The sequence below is a fragment of the Kiloniella sp. genome (assembly GCF_048270245.1).
GTDB lineage: Bacteria > Pseudomonadota > Alphaproteobacteria > Kiloniellales > Kiloniellaceae > Kiloniella.
In genome coordinates, this window is the sequence record NZ_JBLWTH010000004.1 from 1 (window position 1) to 13,686 (window position 13,686).

Sequence of the window (13,686 nt, forward strand, 5' to 3'; positions counted from 1 at the left end):
GACGTTCTGCTTGCAAAAGATCAGGATTGCTTGAAATGGATCGCCAAATACCGCGAGCCAGCCCCGGAAGGTCAGGTCAGTGCACGCGGTGAACGTCGCAACAGACGCAAACGGGCCTAAGTAGCTCCACCGAATAGTTGGTAGTTATAAAAGGTCCTCTTCATATCATTTACGAAGAGGACCTTTTTACCTTAAAAAACAGTTTTCTTTGATATCGAACATGATTTTCCTGTTCCACACAAAGATCCTAAAACAAAAGCTCAGCCCCACGTGTCGCCAGCACGTATAATAACGCTAACAAGGGGCAAAAGTACGAGGAGAGATCCGTGGCTAAAAATGCACATATCGTATTTACCCCCTCTGGTCGGCGTGGTGATTTTCCGATAGGAACGCCTGTCTTAACTGCCGCGCGTAGCTTGGGCGTTGATATTGATTCAGTCTGTGGTGGACGCGGAATTTGTGGACGCTGTCAGGTTCAAGCCGGTGAAGGTGAATTTGCAAAACACAAGATCGTCAGCTCTTGTTCCAATATGACCGGATTTTCAAGTGTTGAAGAACGCTATGCCAGTAAAAAGGGAATGAAAGAAGGACGCCGCTTATCGTGCCAAGCTATGATCGAAGGCGATCTTCTGATTGATGTTCCAGCTGAAAGCCAAGTCCACAAACAGGTCGTACGTAAACGTGCTGATGTTCGTGAAATAGAAATCGATCCCCCCATTCGCCTGCATTATGTCGAAGTATCCGAACCAGATATGCACCATCCGTCTGGCGACTTAGAACGCCTAGAGGATGCACTTGAAGCGCAATGGGGTCTCAAGGAATTACACTGTGAGCTTCGCACACTACAAACGCTACAACCTGCGTTAAGAAAAGGGAAATGGCAGGTAACTGTTGCGGTTGAGAACGAAAAAACAATCATCGCTGTTTGGCCCGGCTATAAAGAAAATGCATTTGGCATTGCCGTTGATTTGGGATCAACCACTGTTGCGGCTCATCTGTGTGATCTACAAACAGGTAAAGTAACAGCGTCTTCCGGCATCATGAACCCTCAAATTCGTTTCGGGGAAGACCTTATGAGCCGCGTCTCATACGTCATGATGAACCCGGGCGGCGATAAGGAAATGACTGTGGCCGTTCGTGAGGCGCTTGATATTATCATCGGCGTAGTTGCAGACGAAGGTAAAATTGAACGGACCGATATTCTCAGCATGACCTTTGTGGGCAATCCCGTCATGCATCACCTTTTGCTGGGCATTGATCCAACTGAGCTTGGCGGCGCGCCCTTCGCCCTTACGTTGAATTCATCCATTAATCTCTATGCCAAGGAACTTGGGCTGAACATCAGCCCAGATGGTCGTGTTTACATTCTTCCCTGTATCGCAGGCCATGTTGGTGCCGATACAGCGGGTGTTATTCTCTCCGAAGGTCCTCACCTTCAGGACGAGGTTACATTGATCTGCGATGTCGGCACCAATGCCGAGATCGTTCTTGGTAACAAGGACAGGTTGCTTGCTTGTTCTTCACCAACAGGCCCGGCCTTCGAAGGCGCGCAAATAACAAGCGGACAACGGGCAGCTCCCGGTGCCATAGAGCGCATAAGAATTAACCCTGAAACGCTGGAACCAAGATATAGGGTCATTGGCTGTGATCTCTGGTCTGATGAGGACGGCTTTGCCGAGCAAACAAAATCAACTGGCGTTACGGGTATCTGTGGATCAGGTATTATCGAAGCGATCGGCGAAATGTTCCTCGCGGGCATTATTCAAACAGATGGCATCATTGATGGATCAAAGTCTGAAAAGTCTCCGCGTGTAAAATTTAACGGTAAAACCTATGACTACGTAATCAGTGAGAATGAACCTCTAATCACGGTAACCCAGACAGATGTCAGAGCTATTCAACTGGCAAAGGCTGCTCTTTATGCCGGGGTTAAATTGCTTATGGAAAAACTAGGCGTAGAAACAATCGACCGTATTCAGCTTGCTGGCGCTTTTGGCAGTCATATTGATGTTAAGTACGCCATGGTAATTGGCCTAATACCCGATTGCGACTTGGAACGTGTAAAATCAGCAGGTAATGCAGCTGGAACTGGAGCACGTATTGCCCTGCTCAATAAGGCGGCACGCAAAGAGATCGAAGATGTTGTTCGACGTGTTGAAAAAATTGAAACAGCAGTTGAACCCAAATTCCAGGAACATTTTGTAAACGCCATGGGAATGCCAAATACAGTCGACGAGTTTGTTAACTTAGCAAAGGTAGTTGACCTTCCAGCACGAAAGGTTGGAGGACCATCATCAGATGGTTCAGAAGAAGGCGGCCGCAGAAGAAGACGCAGACGCTAGAACCTAACACCAATACTTTCAGCTTTAAGAAGAAAAGAAAGAATCAACCCAAAAAAAGGGCGAATTTAGTTCGCCCTTTTTGTTATCTGTAATCTGGCTTTCAATAAATCGTAATCAAAAAGAAATGTAACCTTAAAATCCATGCTGTAAATTGGATAACTGACACATTAAGAACACAATCATTAACAAATTAACTTTTCATTAACTATTAGATACTGTATACTCTAGGCATGAATAGAGAATGTCACAGGCAAGACATCTATAATTTTCGTTTCGAATTATCCGTAATCGCGACGAAGTAAGGGAGGCAAAGAATGCCGTCAACAGAACAACTTGAAAACCGTCTTGCTGAAGATAACATCACACACCAAACTTTTGGAATCAGCAAACGTGCCTATGGTGGTGTTATTGCCTATCAGCTTGAAAAACATGGATTTAAGGGCGCTCTAAAGGTAATTAAAGCGCAAGTCCAAACACTACAAACAACACACTAAGATCTGTTCTTATTTAGTGTCGTAAATATTGCTGAGCTAGGGAAACAAGCTTTTACGCTTTGCCGTGCTCACGCGTAAAGACAAACTCGGATGTATTCGAAAGATCAGACCGATAAGAATAGCCGCCAGCCGTAAAATCTTTCAATCCTTCCACTTTGTCTATTCGCTCCTGAATCATGTATCGGGCCATCATTCCACGCGCGCGCTTAGCTGAAAAACTTATTATTTTGGCTACACCATCCTTAACTTCTTTAAAGACGGGGGTGATGACTGTGCCCTCTAAATTTTTGACCTGAACAGCTTTAAAGTATTCATTAGAAGCAACATTAACCAAGACTTTATCATCTTGGTCAGCAAGCTGCTTATTCAGTTCTTTTGTAATTTTATCACCCCAAAAATCATACAGGTCTTCACCGTGGGGATTCCGAAGCTTTGTTCCCATTTCCAAGCGATAGGGCTGCATAAGATCCAAAGGGCGAAGTAATCCGTAAAGCCCTGAAAGAATACGCAGGTGGTTCTGAGCATACTTTAATTCATCATTACTAAGACTTGCCGCATCCAGGCCAACATAGGTATCACCCTTGAAGGTATCGACCGCTACTTTTGCGTTATCCAAGGTAAAAGGAAAAGAGAACTGACGGTAGCGCTGATAATTTAAGTCTGCCAGATTTTCGCTAATACCCATCAGATTTCTAAGGTCTGCACGGGTTAAATCTTTCGCCACAGAAAGAAGATCTTGTATCTGGTCCTCAAAGACAGGCTGAGAAGTAAAAAAATCTGTTTTAGCTGCACTCTCGTCTAGTTTTTTGGCAGGAGAAACAACAGCTAACATGAGAACCTCGGCATTCAAATAAAAAAAGTTGAGTTGGTTTTATAACGTAAGAACTAAAGCATCAACAAACAAGAAGCATATCCCCTTTTTCGCTATTTTTTTGGCCCTATTCTAATCACAATTGCTCACCAAAAGCTTACAATCAAAAATGCTCATCACATGATACTCTGCTGGGTATGATAGTATACTTTGCTTGATAGATACTGAGCTTGGTAGATACTGGGTAAATAGATACTGGCGCCAACTTAATTAATCTCCAAACGTTCGACGGATGTCCTTATGCAACGACTTAAGCTTACATTTGAAAACTCTCAAGGTAATACTCTTTCAGGAGCTCTTGAATTACCTGATCAGAAACCATGGGGTTATGCTCTCTTTGCACATTGCTTTTCTTGTGGGAAAGACATTCCAGCTGCCACAAGAATTAGCCGTAGTCTTGTCGAAAAAGGATATGCCGTGTTCCGATTTGACTTCACAGGCCTAGGTGGTAGCAATGGTGACTTTGGGAACACAAACTTTTCATCCAACGTTTCAGATTTAGTTGCGGCATCTGAATTACTCAAAGAACAATACCAGGCCCCAAGCCTTTTAATAGGTCATAGTCTGGGGGGTGCTGCTGTTCTTGCTGCTGCGGGCCATATACCCGAAGCCCAAGCCGTAATCACGATCGGCGCACCAAGTGACCCGGAACATGTAAGTCATCTTTTCTCAGATCAGGTAGAAACGATTGAGAAAGAAGGCGTTGCCCCTGTTCAACTGGGCAGCAGAACTTTTAATATAACCAAGCAGTTTCTGACCGATATATCTAACCACAATATGAAAGAGCACATCAGTAACCTGGATAAAGCTCTACTGGTTTTTCATTCACCACGCGATACGACTGTCAGTATTGATGAAGCGAGTAAGATTTTTACAGCAGCCAAACATCCCAGAAGCTTTATTTCGCTTGATCAGGCCGATCACCTATTAACCGATGCTGCCGACGCTACCTATGTTGGTCATACAATCGCCGCTTGGGCAGAACGCTATGTATCAACCTCGCCTTTCCACAAAGAAAGTCTGCCGTCACCAGAAAAAGGACACGTCATTGTTAAAGAAGAAAACAAAGCTTTTTTAAGGCACATAAAAACTGACCATCATGACTGGCTCGCAGATGAGCCACTGGCATTGGGCGGCGGCAATCTAGGACCAGATCCATATGAAATGTTATTGGCAGCACTGGGCACCTGTACTTCTATGACAATTAGAATGTACGCCAACCATAAAAAATGGCCTCTGGATGATCTCGACGTAGAGCTTTCTCACTCTCGGGAACATTGCCAAGATAGTGCTGAGTGCGAACAATCAGGGCAGCAAATAGATCTTATTACCCGAAACATAACGTTAATAGGTGAAGAACTTACAGACGAGCAACGTCAACGTTTGTTACAAATAGCCGGAAAATGTCCTGTTCATAAGACACTTGAGAATAAGATTGTTGTACAGGATACCCTTACGCATAAAGAGTGAGTTGACTGACTAAACAACGATGTCACTTGAAAACTTTCACCGCACACTATATACATTTCATATACAAAACATATATGGATTCGTTAAATGGGAATTGTGAAGGTATCAAGCGAAATACACGAAAACATTCGTGTCGCGAGCAAAGCTATGACCAGATCAATCAATGCTCAGGCAGAACATTGGATGAAAGTTGGTATGCTTGCAGAAAGAAACCCTGGACTTAATTATGGTGAAATTCTGTCTCTGCTCCTCAAAGAAGCGGAACAATCCACCCAACCGGAAAATCAGAACACGCCTACGCGAAAAGACCCGAATAGCCGGGCAACGGGAACTGACAAATAATGCAACAACCCGTTATCAAAACCGCAACTGAAATTGTTAAAATGCGTGTTTCTGGCGCCCTTACAGCCAAAACCTTGGAAGAAGTCGAAAGAATTATCACACTAGGGATTTCAACGATGGAGATCAATGATTTTTGTGACGATTTCATCCAAAATCAAATCAATGCTACTCCGGGAAGCAAAGGGCAATACGACTATCCCTTTGCCGTTAATACATCCGTTAATCATGTTATATGCCACGGCATACCATCAAAAACTGCAAAGCTGAAAAAAGGCGATATCATCAACGTCGATTTAACCGTTCTGAAAAATGGTTACTACGGCGATAGCAGCAAGATGTTTGCTGTTGGTAAAATCCAGCCCCATGCACAAAAGCTAATTGATATCACGCGAGAATGTTTGTATCAGGCGATACAAGTTGTTAAACCCGGAAAAACTTTTGGCGATATAGGATTTACAATCCAAACCCTGGCCGAAAAGAACGGTTACTCGGTTGTACAAGAATTTTGTGGCCACGGTATCGGCGCAGAGATGCATGAACCGCCAGAAGTCAGACATTACGGGAATGCAGGTAAAGGTATTGTTCTCAAAGAAGGTATGACCTTTACAATTGAACCCATGATCAATCAGGGCAAGGCGGCCATAAGACAACATCCTGATGGTTGGACAGTGTCAACAAAAGATCGACGCTTATCAGCTCAATGTGAGCACACAGTACTGGTGACAGCCACAGGGTATGAAATATTAACCTACCGCGACGAAGAGAAAGAGTTTATCCCAAGGACAACGTCGTAAATGATGTTGATGGCAATGCCATAAATAACAACTTAATCACCTAACCTCTTCCCCATGCTAACGCGCGGCTCAATACTGTAGCCAAGGCTTTGATATAGCTTCACAGCTCCGTCATTGCCATCGCGTACTTGTAAATTCAATTTCGTACATCCGAGAGAAGAAAGTGCTTTTTCGGCAAGAGCAAGTAACTTACTGGCAATACCTTTTCGTCGATGGCTCGGCGTGACAACAACACTATATATCCAGCCTCGACGGCCGTCATACCCGGCCATAGTCGTACCGACAATCGTATCTCCGTCTGCTGCTACAAAGAGTAAGCCGGGTTGATAGCTTTCCTTACTATCCAAAATATCCGTTGCTTTATTCCAAAGCGACGGATTGGGATCATCTTCTTCCCATAAACGGATTACCCCTGCCCTGTCTTCTGGGCGATAAGACCTGATATCCATAGTTCCCTCTTTATTGGACAGCACCAGCGAACGCTTGCTTTCACAAGTCGCATATTTTGTCAAAGTTGGCGGTTTCAGACTTGCCTAAATCAAAGATATTGGTCTAGGGTTACCATACTTAAAAGAAGATTCTTTTAAGTATGTGCAATTAGGCGCTTGTTCTCAGGGCAGGGTGAAATTCCCGACCGGCGGTAACTTTTGAACGCGATATGCAGAAGAAAGAAGCCCGCGAGCGCCCTTGGCTTTAAGATCTTTCGGGATCGAAAACCAAGGGGTCAGCAGATCTGGTGAAACTCCAGAGCCGACGGTAACAGTCCGGATGGGAGAGGATAGGCAAGAATAAACATGGCGGTAAGCCTGTTTGTTCTGCGTGTGCGGGTGAGCTGTATCGAGCTGTGTCTCTGGCAGATATTAATCATTCGCCCTTTCTGAACACGCCCTGATTCTGGTTACGCCGCTTATTAGGAGTGACAACCATGAATCAGATCGCAAACGATCATAATAATAGCCACCAGTCTCTGCTGGCGCAGTTCGGTACGCCGTATGAAAGAGTTGAAAAAGCTCTTACTTTCATGCGCGCTGGTAAAGGTGTCCTTGTCGTTGATGACGAAGACAGAGAAAATGAAGGCGATCTCATTTTCGCTGCTGAGACATTGACGAATGAACAGATGGCAATGCTGATCCGCGAATGTAGCGGTATCGTATGCCTTTGTATGACGGACGAAAAACTTCGCAGTCTTGATTTGCCGCAAATGGTACAGGACAACAACTCGTCAATGGGAACTGGCTTTACGGTTACCATCGAAGCAAAGGTTGGGGTCACCACCGGTGTATCCGCAGCTGACCGTGTCACAACAGTCAAAACCGCAATTGCTGATGACTGTAAACCTGACGATTTGGCCCGTCCTGGCCATGTGTTCCCGTTGCGCGCCATGGCTGGCGGAGTTCTCACACGTCAAGGACACACAGAAGCTACCTGTGACCTATCAGCTATGGCGGGGTGGAAGCCAGCCGGGGTTCTATGTGAAGTGACCAACCCTGATGGCACAATGGCCCGCCTACCCGAAATTATTGAGTTCGGTCAAAAACACAATCTACCTGTTGTCTCTATTGACGATATTATCTTGTATCGCAAGAAAACAGAAACAGCTTCAATCGCTGTGTAAATAACAGCAGTTTATGCTTATTACGACAAAGAGGCCTCTTATTCTTAAGGGGCCTCTTTCTTTTCTAGGTTATCTTTATTGAATTACCCCTTTATTGAATTACCCCTTTATTGAATTACCCCTTTATTGAATTACAGGGCAAGAATCAGATATTCTGAACGAACCTTTATTCGTTACCCCATTCCTCTATAGATTTATGGAGGTAACAATGTCAGAAAAAACAACAAACATTCAGTTTATTGCAATTCCCACAGAACATGCACGACATCTTCAATACGGTGGTAAGGATGAAAATGGACACGAGCCAGAGACAATGGTTTCAGATGGCAAAGGGTTTCCTTGTCGCCATTGCTTGAAAGGCATCGAAAAGAATGAAGAAGTTCTGGTGGTTGCATATCGCCCCTTCCCAGAAAAACAACCATATGCTGAATCCGGCCCTATTTTCCTACACAAGAAAACTTGTACCTCTCAACAGAGCAACAGAAAAATACCAGATAATATAAAATCGCAGGGAATCACTCTTATTCGGGGATATAACAGTGAAAACAGGATTGTTTATGGCACAGGTAAAACCATCAAATCATTAGACATTGAAGTAGAAGCATTAAGAATGTTCGAAGCAGATAATGTTGCCTACATACATGCACGATCAGCGACAAACAATTGTTTTACATGTCGCATTGAACGAGCCTAATTGTCATATCAATCGGATCATCCTGAAATATAAAAAGCCCTGTGTAAACACAGGGCTTTTGTCTTTGAGCGAACAGAGCTTGTTATTGAACGAGCACCCATCCCCCATTGGTTTTCTTAGGTAGCATAGATGCTATATCAGCATCTTTTTCAATTCGAAAATCTGTTGCAGATAGGACGCGTCCATCCCCGGCACGAAGCAACCGCAGATTCACAAAAACACTATGTTCACTGATAGAATAGGTTCCAGTTAAAACAGCTTGAGCATTTTGACGACCAGCCAAAAATGCAAGATCCCGGGAAAGCATCAACTCACCTTGTCTTGGACGAACGGCCAAAGAGTCCCGCATTTTAACCTCTGAAACACTATAACCTAATTGTGCAATACGTCCGGAAAGCTGCTCACCAACTGTACGTCCAAATGTTGAACTGGTCTCCAGCGCATCAATATCAACAATCGACGAGACAAGAACAGACGCATTCTGATCCAACACTTGGTTAGATGTCATTACCAAGGTATCAGCAGCCCGATAAACTTCCGGGAGTAATTCAACGGTTGTCTTCGGTTTTTCAACTGGCTCACTATACACATTAAGAGATTGCGGCGAGCAACCTGCTAATCCAATGATCAACGCAGTCGACAGAAAAAGACGTTTCATAATCATAACTCCCTACTGCGTTACAATGGCGATGGTTTGCACAGGTAATTTTTCTTCCGATCCAGTGAGCGTAGCACGTGTTGGACGATCTGCCGGTAAACTTGTCATATACAAAGAAAGCTCTTCCGGGCGGATATAAAGAACTTCTGATTCCTGATGAACCAATTCTGCGCCATGAGCAACTGATGTCGTCAAAACTAATTCAGCATCTGTAACGGCGCCATAATCAATTAATCCACGAACGAGTTCCGTTGCAACCAATCCAGCACCAATTGTACTCAAAGATCCCCAAGTCCCGTATTCGCGAATACCAATAGCAGTGGCCAAACCAAAAACAGATTCAGGCGAAGCAGGCAAACGATACCCCTTATCATCATAGAAAAAGCTTTGTATCTGATAATTTACGATGATCGCATCTTTTGGAGAGGAAACAACAGGGACGCCTTTTGCCAGAAGTTCATTTTCAAGAATGCGTTTAAATGCGCGACTAAAGGGCATATCAAACGGGCCAGGTTGAACATAGAAAGGTTTAGGTGATGAATAGCTTGACGACGACTTCTCTTTCCCACCAGAAGAAACGGCCTCTATAACAGGCGAAACCCCAAAGTCAGGCATTGCAGATAAATCGGACACAATGCGTGTTGAAGATCTCTGTCCCAGAAGATTCCAGTCATTCCAGGTAAGAACTTTGTATTGGCTGTGGGTCGTTTGAGGCTCTTGATCACGCTTCACCCAAGGCTTTCCACAAGCAGACAAAGTAAAGCTGGCAATAGCCAAAAGTATCACGGCTGGCTTCAACATGAAGCATCTCCAATACAGATTCAACACACGGCAATGTTAGACATTCATACTTATGCCTAACACCTGTTTACCGATAAACTCTTTCTGTACCGTTAATTTTCAGATGAAACTTAGTTCAATTATGCATCAAATTGAAAGTTAAACGAGAATCAGTTCACGCCACCCTCTGGCACCCAGCCCGTTTGCCACTGTTCCAACGGGGATAAAGTTGCCTTTTCGCCATTCTTAAAAAAGGAACTATCGACAGACCACATATTGGATTCAGTGCTGTTATTCCCTGCGACCTGTTCCAGCACAGCCGTCGCATGAAGTATATTACCGTTAACCCAGCTGCGTAGCATCGGCTCTCTCAATGCATGATATTTCAATAGGCCATCTCTCTCTATCAGAGAGATAAAATTAGAGGCATTAACTGCTTCATCAATGCAATCCAGTTGTCGATCACCAACGTCACTGATAAAGGTGCCTGCCTTATCTTTATCAGTACCGTTTTGCTGACCTGCAATTGCTTCTATACGCCCGATGGCAATTGTTATCGCCTGTCGTTCTTCGGCAGGTGAAAGTTCTTTCGCTTTAAATAACTTCTGTATTTCAAGCCACTGACCTTCATTCAATGAAACCATACCTTTGTGTTGACACCCATGACCGTAACAGTAACCGACTTCATCAACGTCATAAGAGGTCGACAGGTGAGACAAAGCTTTCTCTGATGGTTTTGTAACATTGCAACCCGTGACTGCTAGTAACAAGAACACTCCAGAAATCAATAAGCTTTTGGACACAGAAAACTCCATTAAGGTAAAAATATCAGCCGCAGAAATGCCATTAGGCACCGTCGATTGCAACAAGATATCGACACAGAAAGGTTGAACGAGATAATTTTATGACGATATTTCCTAAGAGATCCACAGTTATCCATGTAAAATTCTAGACAGTGCAAGACAGATAAGCTACCAGCTTCATCTTGTAGAGACTGATAACGATATATCAGAGCTATAATTGACAGCTCACCCAAGGAGAAACCAATGAGCCAGCTGCAAATTCCAACAGAAATTCCTGTTCACGACGACAATCGTGATTTGATGAATGCGCTGCTCATGATTGCTCAACGGGCGGGTGAGATCATTATGGAAATTTACAACAGGCCTTCCGGAATTGAGGTAGAGGAAAAGGATGACTCCTCCCCCGTCACCGAAGCCGATAAAGCTGCGGAAGCATTCATACTTGGTGCATTGAATACTGTAACACCAGATATTCCCGTCGTTTCAGAAGAAGCTGCCTCCGCAGGCGAAACGCCTGAAATTGACAATGGGTTATTTTGGCTGGTTGATCCTGTTGATGGCACAAAAGAATTTATCAACAAAAACGGCGAATTCACCGTTAACATCGGCCTGATCGAAAACGGCATCCCCGTTGCAGGCGTTGTCCATGCCCCTGCAAAAGGATTAACCTGGGTATCTGCAGATATCTGTGTTTTCTTTGAAGAAGGATACGAGCCAGTTGTCGCTCAGGTACGTTCAATTCCTGCCGAAGGAGCCACCGTTGTCGCTAGCCGACGCCATGGTGATAACGACGACTTAAATGCCTTCTTGAAAACCCGTAAAATCCACGAACAAATCGGTGCTGGCTCTTCCCTTAAAATTTGTTTAATCGCGGCTGGCAGAGCAGACCTTTATCCGCGTTTTGGTCCGACAATGGAATGGGATACGGCCGCTGCGCATGCTGTTCTTCTTGCTGCCGGGGGACATCTGAGCGATGCGGATGGAGATCCTTTGACCTATGGAAAATTCAATTTCCGAAATCCCTATTTTGTTGCTGAAGGCGAACATCTGGATGCCGGTTTTGATTTATCTGACGAAGACCTTTCCACAGAAGAAGCGTAAACAGATTTAATCCGATGGAATCAGTTTCCCAAAACAGATATCCAAATATCTTTAATGCAGACCAAGCAGGGTTGTTGAATGCTTGCAACTTGCTGCGTTCTGGTGAACTAGTCGCATTCCCAACAGAGACTGTTTATGGGCTTGGGGCTGATGCAACAAACCCAAAAGCCTGCGCATCTATATACGAAGCAAAGGGCAGACCAAGCTTCAATCCTTTGATCGTTCACTTCCATGATTTATCAGAGGCCCAAAAACGGGCCGTCTTTAATACAAAGGCAGAAAAGCTTGCCCAAGTCTTCTGGCCAGGTCCTTTAACGCTCGTTTTACCCAGAACAGAAAACTGCGATATTGCTGAACTTTGTTCTGCTGGTTTACCCAGCCTTGCTGTGCGTGTACCAGGCCACTCAATCGCCCACGCTTTACTCAAGCAATCAGGCCTTCCGCTGGCAGCCCCCAGCGCCAATGCATCCGGCAAGATAAGTCCGACAAAATCGGAACATGTCGCCTATTCATTAGGAAACAAAGTATCCTGTATCCTAGATGGCAAAGACACAGCTTGCGCAGTTGGACTTGAATCAACAGTCATTGATTTAACAGGAGACATTCCCGTGCTTCTTCGTCCGGGGAATATTACCAAGGAAGAGATAGAAACTGTTATAGGTTCCATCCAACTTGGCAAATCCTTAATGGAAAGCAAAGCAGAGGATCAAGCTTCATCTCAGACTCGAACAACAGAAGATACATGCCAAACACAGGATCCTCTTAAATCCCCCGGCCTTTTGAAAAGCCATTACGCCCCCACACTCCCGTTACGGTTAAACGCTACAGAAGTAGCAGTAGATGAAGCCCTTCTCGCCTTCGGCAACAAACCGTTGTTAGGTTCATCATGTTGCCTCAATCTAAGTGAAAAAGGCGATTTGTTGGAAGCAGCAGCAAATCTTTTTTCAGCTCTTCACGAACTCGATCAAAAACAAGGTATCCAAGGCATTGCCGTCATGCCAATCCCCGAAGCGGGATTGGGCCTTGCAATTAATGATCGACTAAAACGCGCGGCTGCCCCCAGATAGATACACCCTTTAAATCTATCTAACCTTTTAAAACCCCTAACTCTTGCAACGCTTTATTCATGAGTGCTGGTTCTGTGAAGTGGATAGCTTTGAATCCCAAATCCTTGGCTACCATAATATTATCTTCACGGTCATCAATAAAAACGCACTCTTCCGCTTTTAAAGAAAAATCAGATAACAAACAGTGATAAATCCTTGGGTCCGGTTTTGCCAGTTTAACAGTGCCAGAGACCGTTATGCCTTTGAAATATTCCAAAAAAGGAAAGCGTTTTTGAGCATGAGGGAATGTCTCTTCCGACCAATTTGTTAAACCATAAAGCGGCGTCCGTTGAGCATGGAGTTTTTCAAGCGTTTCAACTGTTCCTTTGATTTCATCCCCAAGTGTATCCGGCCATCTTGTCAATAGCAGTGCGAGCGCATCTTTATATTCAGGAAATTTCCCCTGCAACTCACCAATGACACTGGAAAAACTTTCCCCGGCATCCAACCTGTGATTTGCCTCAAAGGTAAAGACCTCACTTAAGAAACGCTCCATTTCTTCTGTACTGGAAAATTCTGGTTGATAAAGATAACGCAAATTCCAATCAATAAGCACGCCACCAAAATCGAAAACAACATTTTTTATCATGAATCTCTCGAGAAAAATCTGTTAGAA

General features: G+C 44.3%; 15 protein-coding genes and 1 riboswitch. Of the genes, 9 read left to right on the forward strand and 6 right to left on the reverse strand.

Translation table 11 applies throughout. The features are described 5' to 3' along the window. The first annotated feature begins 326 nt into the window (after positions 1-326). Both ACN0W5_RS10205 and ACN0W5_RS10210 read left to right on the forward strand, forming a co-directional pair. The gene (locus ACN0W5_RS10205; RefSeq protein ID WP_417454034.1) at positions 327-2,342 is read left to right on the forward strand and encodes an ASKHA domain-containing protein; all 2,016 of its coding nucleotides are present in this window, start codon (positions 327-329) and stop codon (positions 2,340-2,342) included. A gap of 314 nt (positions 2,343-2,656) precedes the next feature. Continuing rightward, a complete protein-coding gene (locus tag ACN0W5_RS10210) occupies positions 2,657-2,836 on the forward strand; it encodes a hypothetical protein (RefSeq protein WP_417454035.1) in 180 nt (59 codons plus the stop codon). A 52-nt stretch (positions 2,837-2,888) separates the two neighbouring features. On the opposite strand, the gene yaaA is transcribed toward ACN0W5_RS10210, so the two are convergent. Continuing rightward, positions 2,889-3,668 carry a peroxide stress protein YaaA gene (gene yaaA, locus ACN0W5_RS10215; RefSeq protein WP_417454036.1) on the reverse strand — a complete coding sequence of 260 codons (780 nt, stop codon included), beginning with the start codon at positions 3,666-3,668 and terminating at the stop codon, positions 2,889-2,891. A 279-nt stretch (positions 3,669-3,947) separates the two neighbouring features. Between yaaA and ACN0W5_RS10220 the strand changes: the two genes are divergently transcribed. The 3 genes from ACN0W5_RS10220 to map all read left to right on the forward strand — a co-directional run bounded on the left by ACN0W5_RS10220 (position 3,948) and on the right by map (position 6,313). Beyond that, positions 3,948-5,177, forward strand: coding sequence for an alpha/beta fold hydrolase (locus tag ACN0W5_RS10220; protein ID WP_417454037.1), 1,230 nt, complete (start codon positions 3,948-3,950; stop codon positions 5,175-5,177). Positions 5,178-5,264: 87 nt separating this feature from the next. Then, positions 5,265-5,519 (forward strand): ParD-like family protein, encoded by a 255-nt coding sequence (locus tag ACN0W5_RS10225; protein ID WP_417454038.1) that lies wholly within the window; start codon positions 5,265-5,267, stop codon positions 5,517-5,519. Then, on the forward strand, positions 5,519-6,313 hold the full coding sequence (gene map / locus ACN0W5_RS10230) for a type I methionyl aminopeptidase (protein WP_417454039.1): 795 nt from the start codon (positions 5,519-5,521) through the stop codon (positions 6,311-6,313). The genes ACN0W5_RS10225 and map overlap by 1 nt, the downstream gene beginning before the upstream one ends. Before the next feature lie 32 nt (positions 6,314-6,345). Here map and ACN0W5_RS10235 read toward each other — a convergent pair whose 3' ends face one another. After that, complete coding sequence (locus tag ACN0W5_RS10235; RefSeq protein ID WP_417454040.1) at positions 6,346-6,762, reverse strand: GNAT family acetyltransferase; 417 nt, start codon at positions 6,760-6,762, stop codon at positions 6,346-6,348. 154 nt (positions 6,763-6,916) lie between these two features. Further along, a riboswitch (FMN riboswitch) is annotated at positions 6,917-7,097 on the forward strand. Between the two features lie 141 nt (positions 7,098-7,238). Between ACN0W5_RS10235 and ribB the strand changes: the two genes are divergently transcribed. Next, complete coding sequence (gene ribB / locus ACN0W5_RS10240) at positions 7,239-7,928, forward strand: 3,4-dihydroxy-2-butanone-4-phosphate synthase (protein ID WP_417454042.1); 690 nt, start codon at positions 7,239-7,241, stop codon at positions 7,926-7,928. A gap of 208 nt (positions 7,929-8,136) precedes the next feature. Then, positions 8,137-8,622, forward strand: coding sequence for a DUF1203 domain-containing protein (locus tag ACN0W5_RS10245; RefSeq protein ID WP_417454043.1), 486 nt, complete (start codon positions 8,137-8,139; stop codon positions 8,620-8,622). Between the two features lie 82 nt (positions 8,623-8,704). On the opposite strand, the gene ACN0W5_RS10250 is transcribed toward ACN0W5_RS10245, so the two are convergent. From ACN0W5_RS10250 to ACN0W5_RS10260, 3 genes are all read right to left on the reverse strand, one after another. After that, the gene (locus tag ACN0W5_RS10250; RefSeq protein WP_417454044.1) at positions 8,705-9,280 is read right to left on the reverse strand and encodes a FlgO family outer membrane protein; all 576 of its coding nucleotides are present in this window, start codon (positions 9,278-9,280) and stop codon (positions 8,705-8,707) included. 12 nt (positions 9,281-9,292) lie between these two features. Further along, positions 9,293-10,081, reverse strand: a complete 789-nt coding sequence (locus ACN0W5_RS10255; protein ID WP_417454045.1) for a hypothetical protein — start codon at positions 10,079-10,081, stop codon at positions 9,293-9,295. A gap of 149 nt (positions 10,082-10,230) precedes the next feature. Further along, positions 10,231-10,863, reverse strand: a complete 633-nt coding sequence (locus ACN0W5_RS10260) for a hypothetical protein (protein WP_417454046.1) — start codon at positions 10,861-10,863, stop codon at positions 10,231-10,233. A gap of 243 nt (positions 10,864-11,106) precedes the next feature. Between ACN0W5_RS10260 and cysQ the strand changes: the two genes are divergently transcribed. Together cysQ and ACN0W5_RS10270 are read left to right on the forward strand one after the other, a co-directional pair. Then, positions 11,107-11,964 carry a 3'(2'),5'-bisphosphate nucleotidase CysQ gene (gene cysQ, locus ACN0W5_RS10265; RefSeq protein ID WP_417454047.1) on the forward strand — a complete coding sequence of 286 codons (858 nt, stop codon included), beginning with the start codon at positions 11,107-11,109 and terminating at the stop codon, positions 11,962-11,964. Between the two features lie 14 nt (positions 11,965-11,978). Continuing rightward, complete coding sequence (locus ACN0W5_RS10270; protein WP_417454048.1) at positions 11,979-13,031, forward strand: L-threonylcarbamoyladenylate synthase; 1,053 nt, start codon at positions 11,979-11,981, stop codon at positions 13,029-13,031. 19 nt (positions 13,032-13,050) lie between these two features. Here ACN0W5_RS10270 and ACN0W5_RS10275 read toward each other — a convergent pair whose 3' ends face one another. Then, positions 13,051-13,659, reverse strand: coding sequence for an HAD family hydrolase (locus tag ACN0W5_RS10275; RefSeq protein ID WP_417454049.1), 609 nt, complete (start codon positions 13,657-13,659; stop codon positions 13,051-13,053). Between the last annotated feature and the right edge of the window lie 27 nt (positions 13,660-13,686).

Coding starts and splice junctions, on each gene's coding strand:
- ACN0W5_RS10210 (WP_417454035.1), top strand. CDS start 2,657: ATGCCGTCAACAGAACAACTTGAAAACCGTCTTGCTGAAGATAACATC.
- yaaA (WP_417454036.1), bottom strand. CDS start 3,668: ATGTTAGCTGTTGTTTCTCCTGCCAAAAAACTAGACGAGAGTGCAGCT.
- ACN0W5_RS10220 (WP_417454037.1), top strand. CDS start 3,948: ATGCAACGACTTAAGCTTACATTTGAAAACTCTCAAGGTAATACTCTT.
- ACN0W5_RS10225 (WP_417454038.1), top strand. CDS start 5,265: ATGGGAATTGTGAAGGTATCAAGCGAAATACACGAAAACATTCGTGTC.
- map (WP_417454039.1), top strand. CDS start 5,519: ATGCAACAACCCGTTATCAAAACCGCAACTGAAATTGTTAAAATGCGT.
- ACN0W5_RS10235 (WP_417454040.1), bottom strand. CDS start 6,762: ATGGATATCAGGTCTTATCGCCCAGAAGACAGGGCAGGGGTAATCCGT.
- ribB (WP_417454042.1), top strand. CDS start 7,239: ATGAATCAGATCGCAAACGATCATAATAATAGCCACCAGTCTCTGCTG.
- ACN0W5_RS10245 (WP_417454043.1), top strand. CDS start 8,137: ATGTCAGAAAAAACAACAAACATTCAGTTTATTGCAATTCCCACAGAA.
- ACN0W5_RS10250 (WP_417454044.1), bottom strand. CDS start 9,280: ATGAAACGTCTTTTTCTGTCGACTGCGTTGATCATTGGATTAGCAGGT.
- ACN0W5_RS10255 (WP_417454045.1), bottom strand. CDS start 10,081: ATGTTGAAGCCAGCCGTGATACTTTTGGCTATTGCCAGCTTTACTTTG.
- cysQ (WP_417454047.1), top strand. CDS start 11,107: ATGAGCCAGCTGCAAATTCCAACAGAAATTCCTGTTCACGACGACAAT.
- ACN0W5_RS10270 (WP_417454048.1), top strand. CDS start 11,979: ATGGAATCAGTTTCCCAAAACAGATATCCAAATATCTTTAATGCAGAC.
- ACN0W5_RS10275 (WP_417454049.1), bottom strand. CDS start 13,659: ATGATAAAAAATGTTGTTTTCGATTTTGGTGGCGTGCTTATTGATTGG.